Annotated in this window: 14 protein-coding genes and 1 tRNA gene; 8 read left to right on the plus strand and 7 right to left on the minus strand. The window is 67.5% G+C overall.

Going from position 1 to position 15,350, the window contains the following annotated elements:
* The first annotated feature begins 3 nt into the window (after nt 1–3).
* From AB0F17_RS46660 to AB0F17_RS46680, 5 genes are all read left to right on the plus strand, one after another.
* Complete coding sequence (locus AB0F17_RS46660; RefSeq protein WP_358037045.1) at nt 4–429, plus strand: molybdenum cofactor biosynthesis protein MoaE; 426 nt, start codon at nt 4–6, stop codon at nt 427–429.
* A 10-nt stretch (nt 430–439) separates the two neighbouring features.
* Complete coding sequence (locus AB0F17_RS46665; protein WP_358037048.1) at nt 440–1,486, plus strand: PDZ domain-containing protein; 1,047 nt, start codon at nt 440–442, stop codon at nt 1,484–1,486.
* A gap of 132 nt (nt 1,487–1,618) precedes the next feature.
* Nucleotides 1,619–4,579, plus strand: a complete 2,961-nt coding sequence (locus AB0F17_RS46670; protein ID WP_358037051.1) for a UPF0182 family protein — start codon at nt 1,619–1,621, stop codon at nt 4,577–4,579.
* A gap of 53 nt (nt 4,580–4,632) precedes the next feature.
* Nucleotides 4,633–4,709: transfer RNA gene (locus AB0F17_RS46675), tRNA-Met, on the plus strand.
* Between the two features lie 750 nt (nt 4,710–5,459).
* Nucleotides 5,460–6,686 (plus strand): helix-turn-helix transcriptional regulator, encoded by a 1,227-nt coding sequence (locus tag AB0F17_RS46680; RefSeq protein WP_358037054.1) that lies wholly within the window; start codon nt 5,460–5,462, stop codon nt 6,684–6,686.
* A 239-nt stretch (nt 6,687–6,925) separates the two neighbouring features.
* On the opposite strand, the gene AB0F17_RS46685 is transcribed toward AB0F17_RS46680, so the two are convergent.
* A complete protein-coding gene (locus tag AB0F17_RS46685; RefSeq protein ID WP_358037057.1) occupies nt 6,926–7,630 on the minus strand; it encodes an SDR family oxidoreductase in 705 nt (234 codons plus the stop codon).
* A 283-nt stretch (nt 7,631–7,913) separates the two neighbouring features.
* On the opposite strand from AB0F17_RS46685, the gene AB0F17_RS46690 reads away from it, so the two are divergent.
* Nucleotides 7,914–8,540 carry a helix-turn-helix domain-containing protein gene (locus AB0F17_RS46690; RefSeq protein WP_358037059.1) on the plus strand — a complete coding sequence of 209 codons (627 nt, stop codon included), beginning with the start codon at nt 7,914–7,916 and terminating at the stop codon, nt 8,538–8,540.
* A gap of 31 nt (nt 8,541–8,571) precedes the next feature.
* On the opposite strand, the gene AB0F17_RS46695 is transcribed toward AB0F17_RS46690, so the two are convergent.
* The 6 genes from AB0F17_RS46695 to AB0F17_RS46720 all read right to left on the minus strand — a co-directional run bounded on the left by AB0F17_RS46695 (nt 8,572) and on the right by AB0F17_RS46720 (nt 14,011).
* On the minus strand, nt 8,572–9,774 hold the full coding sequence (locus AB0F17_RS46695; protein WP_358037062.1) for a hypothetical protein: 1,203 nt from the start codon (nt 9,772–9,774) through the stop codon (nt 8,572–8,574).
* On the minus strand, nt 9,771–10,286 hold the full coding sequence (locus tag AB0F17_RS46700) for a SigE family RNA polymerase sigma factor (RefSeq protein WP_358037065.1): 516 nt from the start codon (nt 10,284–10,286) through the stop codon (nt 9,771–9,773). Before AB0F17_RS46700 ends, AB0F17_RS46695 begins: the two co-directional genes overlap by 4 nt.
* 195 nt (nt 10,287–10,481) lie before the next feature.
* Nucleotides 10,482–11,324: a hypothetical protein gene (locus AB0F17_RS46705; protein ID WP_358037068.1), complete on the minus strand. Its 843-nt coding sequence runs from the start codon at nt 11,322–11,324 to the stop codon at nt 10,482–10,484.
* 82 nt (nt 11,325–11,406) lie between these two features.
* Complete coding sequence (locus AB0F17_RS46710; RefSeq protein ID WP_358037071.1) at nt 11,407–11,757, minus strand: cupin domain-containing protein; 351 nt, start codon at nt 11,755–11,757, stop codon at nt 11,407–11,409.
* Nucleotides 11,758–11,812: 55 nt separating this feature from the next.
* Entirely contained in the window at nt 11,813–13,237 is a 1,425-nt protein-coding gene (locus AB0F17_RS46715) for an FAD-dependent oxidoreductase (RefSeq protein ID WP_358037074.1), read from the minus strand.
* A gap of 198 nt (nt 13,238–13,435) precedes the next feature.
* Nucleotides 13,436–14,011 (minus strand): cupin domain-containing protein, encoded by a 576-nt coding sequence (locus tag AB0F17_RS46720; protein ID WP_358037077.1) that lies wholly within the window; start codon nt 14,009–14,011, stop codon nt 13,436–13,438.
* 200 nt (nt 14,012–14,211) lie between these two features.
* Between AB0F17_RS46720 and AB0F17_RS46725 the strand changes: the two genes are divergently transcribed.
* Both AB0F17_RS46725 and AB0F17_RS46730 read left to right on the plus strand, forming a co-directional pair.
* On the plus strand, nt 14,212–15,165 hold the full coding sequence (locus AB0F17_RS46725) for an LLM class flavin-dependent oxidoreductase (RefSeq protein WP_358037081.1): 954 nt from the start codon (nt 14,212–14,214) through the stop codon (nt 15,163–15,165).
* A gap of 39 nt (nt 15,166–15,204) precedes the next feature.
* Nucleotides 15,205–15,350 (plus strand): helix-turn-helix domain-containing protein (locus AB0F17_RS46730; protein ID WP_358029852.1); only part of this gene is annotated, 146 nt, incomplete at its 3' end.

Consider the following 15,350-nt stretch of genomic DNA (forward strand, 5'->3'; position numbering starts at 1 on the left):
TTCGTGGATGTCATCCGGTTGCTCGGGATTCGCGAGACCTCGCTCTCCGTCGACGAGGTGCTGGCCGCCGTGGGGGACCACGCGGCAGGAGGCACCACGCTCTTCGTCGGTACCGTGCGAGAGCAGGACCACGGCAAGCCCGTGACCAGGCTCTCCTACTCGGCGCACCCCTCGGCCCTCGACGCGCTGCGCCAGGTGGCGGAGAAGGTGGCCGCCGACTTCCCGGTCACCGCGCTCGCCGCCGTCCACAGGATCGGCGATCTGGAGCTCGGCGACATCGCCGTGATCGTCGCAGTCGCCTGCCCCCACCGGGGCGAGGCTTTCGAGGCGTCACGCAGGCTGATCGACGACCTCAAGTCGCAGGTCCCGATCTGGAAACACCAGATCTTCGCCGACGGGTCGGCCGAGTGGGTCGGTGCCTGCCAATAAGCTCGTCCTCATGTCGCGACGCGCCTTGACCCTCCTGGTTGCGGGCTTCCTCGTGCTGGCGCTCGGTGTCGCAGGGGCTTTCCTGCCCGTCCCGTACGTCGTACTGAGTCCTGGACCGACCGAGAACACCATCGGCGAGGTCGAGAAGAAACCCGTGATCACGATCAGCGGGCACCAGACCTATCCGACGACCGGTGCGCTGAGGCTGGTCACGGTGGCTTACCAGGGCGGGCCGAGCAGCCGGATCGATCTGCTGACCGCGTTGCGCGGCTGGGTCGATCCGACGGTCGCGGTCGTCCCCGAGGAGACCATCTTCCCCAAGTCCCGCTCGCCCAAAGAGGTCGAGGAGGAGAACACGGTCGAGATGACCAACTCCCAGGACTTCGCCACCGCGGCCGCGCTGACCGAGCTCAAGATCCCCTTCGGCATGATCGTCACGGTCGCGTCCACGGTGAAGGGCAAGCCGGCCGACGGCAAGCTGCGCAAGGGCGACGAGATCAGCGCCGTCGACGGCAAACCGGTCGCGGACGTCAAGACCATCAGCGACACGGTCAAGGCGCACAAACCTGGCGACAGCGTTGCCTTCACCGTCATCAGGGGCAAGGACAAGACCGACATCAGCCTGTCGACCGTGGTGGGTCCCTCGGGCCAGGCCCTCGTGGGCGTGGACATGCAGGAGAGCTACAAGTTCCCGTTCAAGGTCGACATCAACGTGGGTGACGTCGGCGGGCCGAGCGCCGGGCTGATGTTCTCGCTCGGCATCCTCGACAAGCTGACCCCCGGCGAGATCACCGGCGGCAAGGACATCGCCGGCACCGGCACGATCCAGGCATCGGGCGAGGTCGGGCCCATCGGCGGCATCGCCCAGAAGATGGTCGGCGCCCGCAAGTCCGGCGCGACCGTGTTCCTGACCCCGGCCGGCAACTGCGCCGAGGCCATGAAGGCCATCCCCGACGGGCTCCGCCTGGTCAAGGCCGAGACGTTGCACGCGGCGGTCAGCGCGCTCGACGCGTTGCGCACGGGTAAAGGCGATGTGCCCGCTTGCGCTGCCGGATGAAACTTCTGGCGATCGCCATGCGTTAGCCGTAGGGCTGGCACAGCGGTGTAGGTTGCCAGACACGGACCGTTTGTTCATCACGACGAGGGGTTGGCCTTGAGCTTCCGGACCCCAGGAGCCGGCGGCAGGGCAATGCGTTTGCCCCGCCGACCGCGACTGCTTCTTCCGGTCGCGATCGCACTCGTGGCGATTGTGGCGCTATTTTTCCTATTTTCCGGTATTTATACCGATTTTTTGTGGTTCGACACGGTCGATCTTTCCATCGACTACACGTCCGTCTTTTCGGGCGTCCTGCTGACCGAGATCGTGCTGTTCCTGGTCGGAGCGGTGCTGATGGTCGGCATCGCCGGCGGCAACATGCTGCTGGCCTTCCGGATGCGGCCGATGTTCGGCCCCGCGATGTTCGGCGGCGGCAGCGGCGCGGACCGTTACCGGATGGCGCTCGACCCCCACCGTAAGCTGATCTTCATCGTCGGCATGGGCCTGCTCGCGCTCTTCGCGGGCTCGTCGTTCGCCGGGCAGTGGAAGACCTGGATGGAGTTCATCAACGGGGTGCCCTTCGGTAAGACGGAGCCCCTGTTCGGGATGGACATCTCGTTCTTCATGTTCGACTACCCGTTCATTCGGATGGTCCTGAACTTCCTGTTCACCGCTGTGATCATTTCGATCATCCTGGCGGGGATCACGCACTACCTCTACGGCGGCTTCCGGCTGCAGTCACCGGGCGTGCACGCCTCGCGCGCGGCGCGTGCCCACCTGTCGGTGCTGCTCGGCGTGTTCGTGCTGCTCAAGGCCATCGCCTACTGGATCGACCGGTTCGGGCTGGTCTTCTCGGACCGCGGCTTCGTGCACGGCGCCTCCTACACGGACGTCAACGCGGTGCTCCCGGCGAAGACCATCCTGGCGATCATCGCGCTGATCTGCGCCGCGCTGTTCTTCGCGGGTGTCATACGGCCCGGCGGCATGCTGCCCGGCGTGTCCTTCGGCCTGCTCGTGCTCTCGGCCATCCTGATCGGCGGCGTCTACCCGGCGCTGGTCGAGCAGTTCCAGGTCAAGCCGAACCAGCAGCTCAAGGAGACGGCCTACATCCAGCGCAACATCGACGCGACACGAGCCTCGTACAACGTCGACCAGACGGAGATACTGCCCTACACCGCGGAGGCCGACCCGACCAAGGTCGAGAGCAACGGCGACGCCTCGGTGTCCGGCGTCCGGCTGCTCGACCCGGCGCTGGTCTCCGCGACGTACGAGCAGACCCAGCGCATCCGCGGCTTCTACGGCTTCTCCGACCAGCTCGACGTCGACCGCTACCCCGACGCCAACGGCAAGCAGGTCGACCACGTCGTCGGCGTACGCGAGCTGCTCGGGGTGCCCGAGGGCCAGAACAACTGGATCAACAACGCCCTCGTCTACACCCACGGTTACGGCATCGTGGCGGCGCCCGGCAACGAGGTCGACCCGGGCGGCCTGCCCGACTACGACGCCAAGGACATGCCGGTCATGGGCCCGCTGGTCAACACGACCAAGCTGAAGGAGTCGCGGGTCTACTTCGGCGAGAGCCCGGCGTCCTCCGAATACGTCATCGCCGGCGGCAACCCGAACAACCCGCAGGAGCTCGACTACCCGGAAACGGGCGGCACCGGCCAGAAGAACACCACATACACCGGCAAGGGCGGCGTCCCGGTCGGCTCGTTCCTCAACCGGCTCGTCTACGCGGCCAAGTACGGCGAGAAGAACATCCTGCTCTCGGGTGACATCAACGACAACTCCAAGATCCTGTACGTGCGCAACCCGCGCGAACGGGTCGAGAAGGTCGCACCGTTCCTGACCCTCGACGGCAACCCCTACCCGTCGATCGTCGACGGGCGGATCACCTGGATCATCGACGGTTACACGACCTCCAACGAATACCCGTACGCGCAGAGCGAGAGCCTGGGCGACATGACCAGCGACACGACGACCAACCGCCGCGTGGTCGCCCAGCAGCCGCAAGACAAGATCAACTACATCCGCAACTCGGTAAAGGCCACCGTCGACGCCTACGACGGCACGGTCACCCTGTACGGCTGGGACGAGAACGACCCGGTGCTCAAGACGTGGACCAAGGCCTTCCCCGGCATCATCCAGCCGAAGTCGAAGATGAGCGCCGACCTCCAGGCGCACGTGCGTTACCCGGAAGACCTGTTCAAGGTGCAGCGCTACACCCTGTCGCGCTACCACATCACCAACCCCGCCGCCTTCTACAGCGGCCAGGACTTCTGGAACATCCCGAGCGACCCGTCACAGGGCGAGAACACCAAGCAGCCGCCCTACTACGTGACGACCACGATGCCCGTTCAGAACCAGGCGCCGACGTTCTCGCTGACGACGACGTTCGTCCCGAAACAGGGACCCAACCTGGCGGCCTTCATGGCGGTCAACTCGGTGGCCGGTCCCGACTACGGCAAGCTACGCATCCTGCGAATGCCGTCCAACACCCCCATCCCGGGCCCCGGCCAGGCACAGAACGCCTTCCAGAGCCGATTCGCCGGCGAACTGAACCTGCTGGGCGTCGGCGCCTCCTCGGTCCGCTACGGAAATCTGCTGACTCTGCCCTATGCGGGCGGGCTGGTGTACATCGAGCCGGTGTACATCCAGGTCGCCGCAGGTGGCGGGCAGGAGCCGTACCCGATCCTGCAGCGCGTCCTGGTGTCGTTCGGCAGCAAGATCGGCGTCGCCCGGACCCTTCCTGAAGCTCTGAAACAGGTCTTCGGCGACGGACAACAGCAGCAGACGCCACCCAACAACGAGCAGGTGAAACCCAACCAGAACACCACGGCTCTGAAGGCGGCGATCGACAACGCCCAGAACGCCTACAGCGAGGCCCAGAAGGCCCTGCAGGCCAACCCGCCCAACTGGGAGGCCTACGGCAAGGCTCAGAAGCAGCTGGAAGCGGCACTGAAGGCTCTGGAAGGGCTGGGCGCTCTGCCGAGCACCACCACCACTCCGACGCCGTCACCAACGGCCTCTCCGTCGTCGGCACCGTCGTCGTCACCCTCGGTGTCGCCGTCGGCGTCCGGCACCCCGACGGCGACACCGACGGCCAGCCCGTAGTTCCTCGATTTGCGTCCACCCCGCGCCACCTATAGTCTTTAGACACACACCGACGCGGGGTGGAGCAGTTCGGTAGCTCGCTGGGCTCATAACCCAGAGGTCGCAGGTTCAAATCCTGCCCCCGCTACCAAGCCGAAAAGGCCCTCCAGGATCATCCTGGAGGGCCTTTTCGCATGCTCTGCCACAAAGGGCTTCGTAGGGGTACGCTTCGCGCTTTCGGGGCTCAGACGCTTCTTCCAGCCGAGCCAACGGCTCGACCCCTGTAGGACCTCGCTTCGCTCGGACTGCCTTCCTCAGGCGCGCCTTAGGCGCGCAACCCCCACGACTGGCGCTTCGCGAGAGCGGGCAGTCCATTGGGGCGGCCCACGAAGTTTGCTGAGTCGGTTGCCTCTCCAACCACCGAGACTCCGGTTCTTGCTTCCAGCGCCGCGCCGAACCGACCCCTGGCGGGCTGGACCCCGCAGAGGGCCGTAGGGACTGTGCGGTACCCATTCGGACATCGCGATCTGGCTCCGTCCCGCCCTAATCGCCGGTGACGATCACGGTCGGTGAGTTGGCCTTGATGCGGCGCAGACGCAGCAGGGTCCTCCCGTAGATGTAGGAGGGTTGCGGTCGAGACGCACCAGCCGGACCGTCCCGGTGGCACCAGGAGCCAACAAGCCGAGCGCTTCGGTCAGGAGTGCGGCAGCCCGAAACGGCTCAGCGGTGATGCCGCACGCTCCCCGGCCGGAGCAGTCGGTGGCCGCCCACGAGAAGAAGGCATCGGTGTCGCGGTGCATGAATACATCAGAGCCGTGCGCGGCAGCACGTCAGAAGAGGACACTAGGAGGCGCAGCCGGATGTCCGCCTTCATGTCCGCCCGTCTCTGGAGGTGCGCTGGATGACCGACCACGTCCCAGCGGTTCCTGTCTGGGCCACCCGGCTGCTGGCCGCCCGTACCACCCGAGGTTGGTCGCAGCGCGAGTTGGCCCAGCAGCTGATCAAAGCCTCTGCCAAGCCGCTCCCTGAGCCGGCGAACCTGATCCGGCGCATACGCGGCCACGAAACCGGCGAGCACCGGCCGGACGCCTTCTACACCAAGCTCTACTGCGCTGCGTTCGGCGCCACAGAAGATCAGTTGTTCGGCACCGTCATCAAGCCGGTCCCCGCCCTCGCCCTTCCGTCGCTGGCGCCCGACCCTGACCTGTACGAGCGCATCACCCGCGCCATCAAGAACCCGCCCCGGGTCGATCTGGAAACCGTGCAATGGCTGGAACATTGCCTGGCCGAGCACCGCCGCGTCGAAGACACCATCGGTAGCCGTCCATTGCTGCCACTCGTCCATGCTCAACTGTCCACCGTGGCAGATCTCGCAAGGGGTGCCACGGGGCCGCTGGCTGACCGCGCGATCGCCGTCCTCGCCCAGTACGCCCAGTTCATCGCATGGATGTGCCAGGACTCCCATGACCATCCGGCCGCGCTGGCCTGGTACGACCGCTCCCACGCCTGGGCCCTCGAAGCCGGAGACGCCTGCCTCGCTTCAACCACCCTGAACATGCGCGCCCACCAGGCATGGAGCCTCGGCGACGCACACCGATGCGTACGCCTCGCCGAGGCCTCCCGCTGGCAGGACGGCCGGACAACACACGGCGTGCGAGGCATGGCCGCCCAGATGGCCGGCCGGGGGCACGCCCAGATGGGCGAGGCCAACCAGGCACGTACCAGACTTGGGGAAGCCGAAGAACTCATCAGAACCGCGGCCGAACACCCCGCCGACGAGCCGCCCTGGATGTACTTCTACGGCGAGGGCTGGTTCCTCATGCAGCGAGGCATGGCCGAACTGGAACTCGGCGACGGCCGCCGCGCCACCGACTACATCGAACGAGGGCTGTCGACCCTGCCCGAGTCTTACCGGCGCGATCGAGCATGGTTCGGGGCCTGCCTGGCGCGAGCCCACATCATGCAGGGCGATGCCGAAGCCGCAACCGCCATCGCCTTGAACGTGGCTTCGGATGCTGCGGCGGTCAACGCCTACGCCGTGGCCGAGCTCCGACATGCCGCGCACGAACTGGCGGAGGCAGGCGCGTCCGGTGCACAGGCGATCAGAGACTCGCTCCTCGCCAGATAGTGGTGGATTTGTCGGCGGGCCTGGTTCACCTTCATTGAGCGGCCGAAACGTGCTGGTGCTGTGTCATCGGTTCGGCACGACGGACTGGTGACCGCGGACGTGGCAGGGGTTCGTCCCGTGGTGCTGCAGCGCGGAACGCTAAGCCCAAGAGTCAGGGTGTCCTGCCGTCGTCCGGCACAGGATTCAGGATCGGTGACTCGGCGAGCGGCTGGTCCCCGAGGGGACCCGGCCGCGCCTTCTCATGCGCTGCCGTTGCCGATGCGGAGCGCTTCCTTCAGGAACACGCGGTAGACACTCGGCGTGCCCTCGGTGGTGATGACCTCCACGATGGAGCGGACGTGGCGGCCCTCGACGGCTTCCCGGACGAGCGCGTCCGCCAGATCGTGCCGGGAGGTGAACCGGCCCACCATCTGCGGCGGGCCGACGGTGTAATGGGTGACCCTGCCGCCGTCGAACAGTCCCGAGGGGCGGATGATGGTCCAGTCCAGGTCGCTGCCGGCCACGATCTCCTCCATGCGGCCGGCATCCTCGTACAGCGGACGCCCCATCCTGAGAAGCAACGGCACGACCACCTTGCGGTAGACGAGCGTCTCCCCGGGAGGGGGTGTCATCGGCACGCCAGTCGAGGTCACGCACACCAGACGCCGGATGTCATGCGCGGCCATGGCCGCGACGATGTTCTTGGCGGACTCGGAGAACGTGGTGGGCGCCTCGGAACCGTAGGGGACGCCGAGCGTCGAGATGACGGCGTTGTGCCCGGCCACCGCCCGATTTACCGCCTCGGGGTCCAGGGCGTCCGCCTTAACGACGTCCAGCGCGGGATCGCTGAAAGGGAACGCCTCCGGACGCCGGGTGACTGCGGTGACGGTGTGGCTCTCGGCGAGTGCCTGGGCGGTGGCGAGCCGCCCTGTCGGGCCATTGGCCCCGAAGATCACGAGCTTCACATGCCTGCCTTTCACGAGCCTTTTGGGCTGAACGTCATGACGCACATACTATTCATTATAAGTAGCGTAAACCGAAAACTTGCCGGCGGGGGACGATGGAGGCCGCGCGGGGGCGAGCGCGGGATCCGAGACCGGCGACGACGTGGGAAGCCGCGCCGGAAAGTAGGTGGGCCCCGCCGCCTCCAGCGCCATGAAGGTGGGCCGGAGTCAGCCACATATCGGGCGCTGTCATGATCAACAAGATGGCGAAGGCGATGGCGGCGATGCGGCTATGGTGCACAGGATGGGAGTACAGGTGGAGCGACGTCGTTACGATTCGATACGCCGTACGGCACAAGCGCTGGAGACGCGGGCCGAGATTGCCGACGCCGCGCGCCGGCTCTTCGTCAGACGTGGCTGGGCCGCCACCACCGTGCGCGACGTGGCGCGGGAGGCCGGGGTCTCGGTGCCGACGGTCTATGCCGTGTACGGCAACAAGGCCGGGCTGACCCAGGCGCTGGCCGATGCCGCCGACCTGTCGGCCGACCCGGCCCAGCAGCTCGCGGAGCTGGAGGCCGCCAAGGGCGACCCCCAGCGGCAACTGGGCGCGATGGCCGGTTTCGACCGGCGCCTGTATGAGCGCGCCGGAGACGTCATCACGCTGCTGCGTGAGGCCGGACGGGCCGAGCCCGAGCTGGCGGCGGTCTACCGCGACGGCCGCGGCAGGGCCGACCAGACCCGCGTCACGGTGTTCTCCTCGTGGCCGGCCGGTGTGTTGCGCGAGGGATTGGACGTGCCCACGGCCGTCGACGTCTATGCGGGCCTGTGCAGCGTCGACGTGTACCGCACGCTCACCGACGAACGAGGCTGGTCGCCCGGTCAGGTTGAGCAGTGGTGGGCCGAGACGCTGGCCCGGGAACTACTGAAATGACCCCTGGCGCCGTCGGGCGCGCCCGCCCCTGTCAGGGAATCCTGGACAGGTCGATCACGTACCTGCCGCTTTCGATCCGGTACGTCATCATCCGTCCGGCCCGGTCGGCGACCGGCACCTCGCCCTGACTGGCTTCATTCCTGATGCCCAGGTCCGCCAACGTCCCGGTCTTCAGGTCGTAGAGCCCTAGACCCGGGGCGTCGCTTCTGAGGTTGCGCACGTAGAAGCGACTCTGGCTGGGCGGCTCCGGGATCTGGTAGCCGGTCGGCACCTCCTGCTCTTCCGAGCCATCACGCGCCCGGGTGAACGCCCTGCCGCCGTTGCCCATCGTCGAGAGACAAGACCGCACACCGCAGGCGAGCAACTTCTCTCCCTGGCGGGCAGGGGCCGCGTCGCTGGTCTGCCCGGTCTCCAGGTTGACCAGGTGCGTGAACGGGGCTCCGTCCTTGGGGCTCCACGTGCCCGGTGAGCCCGCCCATGGCCAGGACAGCAGGTGCAAACTGGTCCCGCGGTCGATCGGCGTCACCTGACCCCCCTCCACAGGAACGCTGAACACCCCGCCCTTCATCACGGAGAACACGATCGCGCCCTTCGCCACGGCGAGGCTGTCGATCATGTCGTCTCTGGTCTTGTGCTCGGCCACCTGTCTGGCCTCGCCGCCGGTCAGCGGTGCGGCCCAGAGGCGTACGGAGGTCTTCGTCGAGGTCCACCACGCCACCACGCCCTCACCCATGCTGAAGTTCGCGGCGATCCCGGTCTTTTTCGACGCGGGTATGTCCGCGATCTTTCGCAGATCCCCTCCGGCCAGGTCGTAGAGGTAGAGCGCCTCGGGCTCCTCGACCTTGTGCCATGCCTTGACCAGCAGTGTCCCGTCGTCGGTCAGTGCGACGGGGCGTAGTTCCCTGCCCTGAGAGTCCTTGACGGGCATCTTCCACACAGCCTGCGGCCACAGCTTCTCGATGGGTTCCGCGGTGGTGGCAGCGCTGATCATCGCGGAGGGTACTTCCGACGGGTCGGCCGCGGGCAGCGCCTTTCCGTCGCCGACCGCCTGCAGGCCCACGACGACCCCACCGGCGAGCACCACCACAGACGCCGCCGCGAGCAGCGCCTGGGACCTCTGCCTGCGCCGTCGGTAGCCCGTCTCCAGCCGTTCCGCCGCCGGGGCGGCCAGCCGCGGCGCCCGTTCGGCCGCGTGTCCCAGAGTCCTGCTCAACCGCTCTTCGATATCGCTCATCGCCGCTCCCCGCGATCCGACCCGACGCCTGACTCGATGTGCTCGCCCACGGCGGAACGGAGCTTGCCGAGCGCCCGTGACGCCTGACTCCGCACGGTTCCACGAGAGATCCCCAGGGTCACCGCGATCTCCTCGTCGCTCAGCCCCTCGTAGTAGCGCAACACCAGTACCACCCGCTGCTTGCGGGGCAACCCGGCCAGCGCCTCCCACATCGCCTGCTCGTCTTCGCTGGGCAGTGCGTCGTGGTAGCCGTGCTCTGGTGGGTCCCAGGCGAGCAGTTCGCGCCGCCGCAACCGCCAGGCCGCCGTGTGCAGCCTGGCCATGGTGGTACGCACATAACTTTCCGGATTGTCCTTGGCGCGCAGTCTCGGCCAGGAGGCGCGTAACTTCAGAGGTGCCTCCTGCACCAGGTCGGCCGCGTCGTGCGGGTTCCCAGCCAGGACGTAGCCGTAACGCAACAGCGCGTCGCCACGTTCGGCGGCGAACCCGGCGAACCGGGGATCTGCTTCCAACAGCCTTCGCCTTTCGTCGTCCGTGTCACCTCCCAGATGGACTTGCGTGGCGAACTGTTGCATCGCGGGATGAGGAACTTGCCGCCCTTCGCGGTGCGATTACCGAGGCCGGCCGCAAGTACCTGCGTTTACGCGAGCGGCTTTGATCGGAGATCCCTCGGAAGGACGGGTCATCCTGAGCGGAGCGTCGTGCGGTCACTCCTCGTAGAGTCTTGCCAGTTCCTCGGCTTCGACGGGGTGGAATGTGCCCAGCACGGCGATCAGCTCTTTCTCGGACATCGTCGGGCTCTCGACCCGCACCAAGGCGTCGCCATGCGTTGCGAAGATGAGCTTCTGGGATTCACCGCTACGGAGCCATATGCCCGGTGACACCTGCCGGCACTTCGCGTGCTCCTGGATGTCGTCCCACGGAACGGGATTCGCGCAGGCGGCCTTGGGGGTTGCCGTGCTCCCTGGCCCGACGGCGACGTCGATGCGCGAGTGATCATTCAGGCCCTCGTACGAGAGCTCGAGCCACCCATGCACGTACTCCAGGTACCCGAGCCGGTGATCCGGCAGGGTGGGTGTGATGAGCGAAACCTCGGCGCGGGCCAGCCGGTTGGCCCGCGCCGCGTCGGCGATGACGTCCGGTGCCGACCACACGGCCACGTACGCCACGGCGACGCCCGCGATCAGCAGGCCGCGAAGTCCTCGGTGCACCGGCATGAATATGCCGCCTGCGGCCAGGTAGGCGGTCGCACCCAGGGCCATGAGGCACAGGGCCGTTTGCCAGTCGCCCAAATCCCTGATCTCGGGTATGCGCAGGACGAAGATGTTGGCGAGGAGAAACGCCGCGGTGACGGCTGGACCCGCAGTGGCCACCCCCCACCAGCGCGGTAACCTGCCCCACCAGGACAGGAAGAACCCCAGCCCGTACGGCAGGGCGATCAGCGCCAAGGCGTCGAGTGACCCTATGTCGTCTCCCCGCCAGTAGAGGATGACGAACTGGGCCAGTCCTACCACCGCCCCGACAAGCGCCGCCCGCGCCGCTGCGTTCATATTCCGATCATGTCTAAAGAAATGCGCCCATAGTGGGAATCAAGAGATTATCCCGGAGGGCATTTCGTATATCGGTGCAACGCTATTGACTGGTGCGGACGCTCACGTACGTCTTGCGGATCGTCTCGTGCACGTCCCAGGTCCCCCGCCAGCCGTCCGGCAGCACGACCGTCGAGCCCGGCGCCAGCTCAACGGTCTGCCCGTCCTCACCCGTCAACGTCGCCCGCCCCGCCAGAATCTGGCAGATCTCGTGAAAGCCGTCCCTGACCGCCGTGAACGAGCCGGGCCCGCACTCCCAGATACCGGCCTCCGCGAGAGAGTCGGCCCACACCTCCAGCGTGGACTCCGACTGTCCGGTCAGGCTGGTCGGCTTGGGCTCGGCGGCGGGCAGGGAAACGGACGGGGCGTGCGCCAGGTGGGAAAGGTAGATCAAGAGTCGTCCTAACGGGAGTAACGGGAGTAACGGGAGCAACGGGAGTAAACGAGATTCAGCGGCCTGAGATGAGGTTGGCGAGGCGGGCGTAGGCCGAGGTGGTGGTGCCCCGGTCGTTCTCGTGCCGGTCGGCGGCCCTGAAGAGCGCGTAGATGAGCTGCACCCCGGTCCACCGCAGCGGCTCCGGCTCCCACTGCCTCACCTGGCGGCCCACCCAGGGCAGCGCCGTCAGCTCGGTGTCGCGGCGCAGCACCAGGTCGCGCAGTGTGCGGCCGGCCAGGTTCGTGGTGGTGACGCCGCTGCCCACGTAACCCCCCGCCCAGCCGAGCCCGGTCGTGTGATCGAGGTGCACGGTCGAGCACCAGTCGCGCGGCACGCCGAGCACTCCGCACCACGAGTGCTGGACATGGGAGTCGGCCGCTGCGGGGAACAGCTTGACCAGCATCCGCCAGAGCAGCGCCACAGTCTGCGCCTGTGTGGCGCCCCGGTCGTCGGTCCGCGAGCCGTACCGGTACGGCACACCGCGTCCGCCGATCGCGATCCGGTCGTCCGCGGTGCGCTGGGCGTAGATGTAGGCGTGCGCCTCGTCGCCGAGCAGTTCGTTGCCCGACCAGCCGATGTGCTTCCACACCTCGGCGGGCAGCGGCTCGGTGACGATCATGGAGCTGTTCATCGGCAGCCACTGCCGGTGCTGCCCGGCGAGGCTGGCGGTGAAGCCCTCGGTGGCGCGGATGACGTACTCGGCCGAGACGACGCCGCGCGAGGTGACCGCCGAGGCCTTGCCATCGGAGCCACCCGAGCGGGGGCGGATCTCGGTCACGGTGGTGTTCTCGAAGATGTCCACGTCCAGCGAGGCGACCACTGACGCGAGCCCGACGGCCAGTTTCGCGGGCTGAATGCGCGCGCAGTGCGGCGAGTACGTGGCCTCCAAGGTCCCCGCCACCTGCACGCGTTCCCGCTGCTCGTCTCGGGACATCAGCCTGAGGTCGTCCTCGCCGTACCCCCAGGTACGCAGCTCGGACAGCTCCTCGCGCAGGCGGCGGCGCTGGGCGGGGTTGGTCGCGACGTGGATCAGGCCACCCTTGTGGACGTCGGCCTCGATGCCCTCCTCGCGGGTCACGCCGATGACCTCGTCGACGGACCGGAACATGGCATGCTGCAGGGAGATCATCGCCTCACGCCCCCGCGCCGCCGCGTACCGCTTCCGCGACCCCGCGAACTCGGCCGACAGCCACCCGCCGTTGCGCCCGGAGGCGCCGAACCCGGCGAACTCCCGCTCCAGGATCGCGATCCGCAGATCCGGCTGCGCCTTCTTGAGGTAGTACGCGGTCCACAGGCCCGTGTATCCACCGCCAACGATCACCACGTCGTACGAGCGATTCCCGGGCAGCGCGGTCCGGCGGTCCGGCTCGCCGATCTGCCGGTACCAGAACGAGACGCCGCCGTTGGCGAAGTCTCCGGTCAGTGGGATGCCTTTCATGTGAGCTCTGCCTCCACATCACTTTCATCAGCAAGGAGTACGGAGTCGGCCACGCGCCAGGTAAGCGTAACCTCGTCGCCGCGACGGGCATCGCTGAGGCTGCCCGCCTGTTCGCGGACCAGCGCGGGCGAGCCGTCCGGCAGTCTCAGCTCCAGCTTGCGGCTGGAGTTGAACCTCTTTGACAAGGGTGGGGGTAAGTCAAGCGGGCGTGGGCGGGCTGATCGTCCAGAGCACCTCGGCCGTCTCGTCGCCGTCGTTGACGACGCGGTGGGGCATCGACGTGCGGTATTCCACGCTGTCGCCCGGCCCGAGGACATGCGAGGCGGCCGAATCGGCGGGCCCGAGCCAGAGCGTGACCTGGCCGCGCAGGATGAGGAAGATCTCCTGGGAGTCGCCGTGGCTGTACGGCTCGTCCCCGGTGGACGCGCCCGGGTCTAACGCCCCGGCGTACATCTCCAGGTTCTGCAGGGGGCGTTGGGAGATCAGGTACTTGCGGGTGCCGGGTTTTGTCGGCAGTTCCGGACGTTCGGCGCGGCGTACCACTCGGTGTCCGACCTCGTCCTGTTCGCTGAACAGGTCGGCCACCGTGATCCCGAGAGCCTCGGCGATCCGCCGGAGCATCCCGATGCTCGCGCTGGTCTGTCCCCGCTCCAACTGGCTGATGAAGCTGGCGCTCGCCTGGGCCTGAGCGGCGAGACCACGCAAGGTCATCTGGCGCATGGTCCGGTAGGCCCGGATTCGTACACCCAGGTCAGCGGTCTCCGACTCTGTCATCGAACCTCTCGATCAGCCGCACTGAACAAGTTGTTAAGTATCAATAAAAGGACCGTACATAGCACAAGAAATCCCGGCAAGTGGTTCGCGAAAGACGATCACCACGAACCCCGGCATACCGTCCGGGGAATTGCCGGGTCGCGGCCCTGCTCCCAAGCTTCTCAACGACGATGTCGTACCAAGGAGAAGCAGCGTCTGAGATGAGCACACGACTGGGAGTCCTGCTCCCCACCAACCACACCCAATGGAACGACGCCCGGAAACTGGTCGACTTCGCCGTCCGGGCCGAGCGGCTCGGGTACGACTCCGTCTGGGCCAACGACACCCTTCTCGGCGCGCGGATCGAGCCGCTGGCCATGCTCGCCGCCCTCGCTCCCGCCACCGAACGCCTCACGCTCGGCACCGCGGCACTGCTGCCCGCCTTCCGCCGCCCGGTCACGGCCGCGCAGGAGCTGGCCTCCATCGACCACCTGTCAGCCGGACGGCTCGTCGTGGCCGTGGGCGCGGGATTCCCCGGCCGGTCCGAGATCGAGTACGCGGTGTCGGAGGTGCCGTGGGAGCGCCGGTTCCGGCGGCTGGACGACACGGTCTCGCTGTGGCGGGCGCTGTGGGCGGGGGAGCGGGCGTTCCATGGCGAGGTGTTGCGCCACGACGACCTGCCGGAGTCCACGCCGTCCTACCGGCCGGGCGGCCCGCCGATCTGGCTCGCGGGAGGGAGTTCGTCGGCGCTCGAGCGCACCGGCTGGCTCTACGACGGGTGGCTGCCTTACCCGCCGGACGTCGCCGGCTACCGGGCGGGCCTCAAGGCCGTGAGCCGGGCCGCGGAGTCCGCGGGCCGGCTCGCCGAGGCGATCACTCCGGCGCTGTTCGTCACCGTGCTGATCAGCGGCGACGCGGAACAGGGGGAGCGGGAGCTCGATGCCTACTGCCGGGCTACGTACGGGCTGCCGTCCGAGACCGTACGGACGATCCAGGCGATGGTCGCGGGACCGGCCGGACAGGTGGCCGAGACGCTCGCCCGCTACGCGGAGGCGGGCGCGCGGCATGTCGTCTGCCGTATCGCCGCCCCCACCATCGACACGCAGCTTGACCAGTTGGAGCTGATCGCCGCCGCGCTCAGCCCGGGTACACAGAATGAATTCGTAGAGTCGTAGAGTCGTGACTGCCTGCTGTCTCTGGTGTATGCCGGAGTCGTGAGGTACGGGCAGAGGGGCGGGTACACCCCCGCCGAGCAGGAGCGCCGGGAGCGGTTACGGCTGCAGACAGCCGAGCGGTTCGAGGACGGGGAGTCCACCCGGGACATCGCGCGGGAGTTACGGGTCAGTGAGCGGTCGGTCGG

The sequence above is a fragment of the Nonomuraea sp. NPDC026600 genome (genome assembly GCF_040638335.1).
GTDB lineage: Bacteria > Actinomycetota > Actinomycetes > Streptosporangiales > Streptosporangiaceae > Nonomuraea.

Coding starts and splice junctions, on each gene's coding strand:
- AB0F17_RS46715 (WP_358037074.1), bottom strand. CDS start 13,237: ATGAAAGGCATCCCACTGACCGGAGACTTCGCCAACGGCGGCGTCTCG.
- AB0F17_RS46720 (WP_358037077.1), bottom strand. CDS start 14,011: ATGACAGAGTCGGAGACCGCTGACCTGGGTGTACGAATCCGGGCCTAC.
- AB0F17_RS46680 (WP_358037054.1), top strand. CDS start 5,460: ATGACCGACCACGTCCCAGCGGTTCCTGTCTGGGCCACCCGGCTGCTG.
- AB0F17_RS46665 (WP_358037048.1), top strand. CDS start 440: ATGTCGCGACGCGCCTTGACCCTCCTGGTTGCGGGCTTCCTCGTGCTG.
- AB0F17_RS46725 (WP_358037081.1), top strand. CDS start 14,212: ATGAGCACACGACTGGGAGTCCTGCTCCCCACCAACCACACCCAATGG.
- AB0F17_RS46690 (WP_358037059.1), top strand. CDS start 7,914: ATGGGAGTACAGGTGGAGCGACGTCGTTACGATTCGATACGCCGTACG.
- AB0F17_RS46705 (WP_358037068.1), bottom strand. CDS start 11,324: ATGAACGCAGCGGCGCGGGCGGCGCTTGTCGGGGCGGTGGTAGGACTG.
- AB0F17_RS46670 (WP_358037051.1), top strand. CDS start 1,619: ATGCGTTTGCCCCGCCGACCGCGACTGCTTCTTCCGGTCGCGATCGCA.
- AB0F17_RS46695 (WP_358037062.1), bottom strand. CDS start 9,774: ATGAGCGATATCGAAGAGCGGTTGAGCAGGACTCTGGGACACGCGGCC.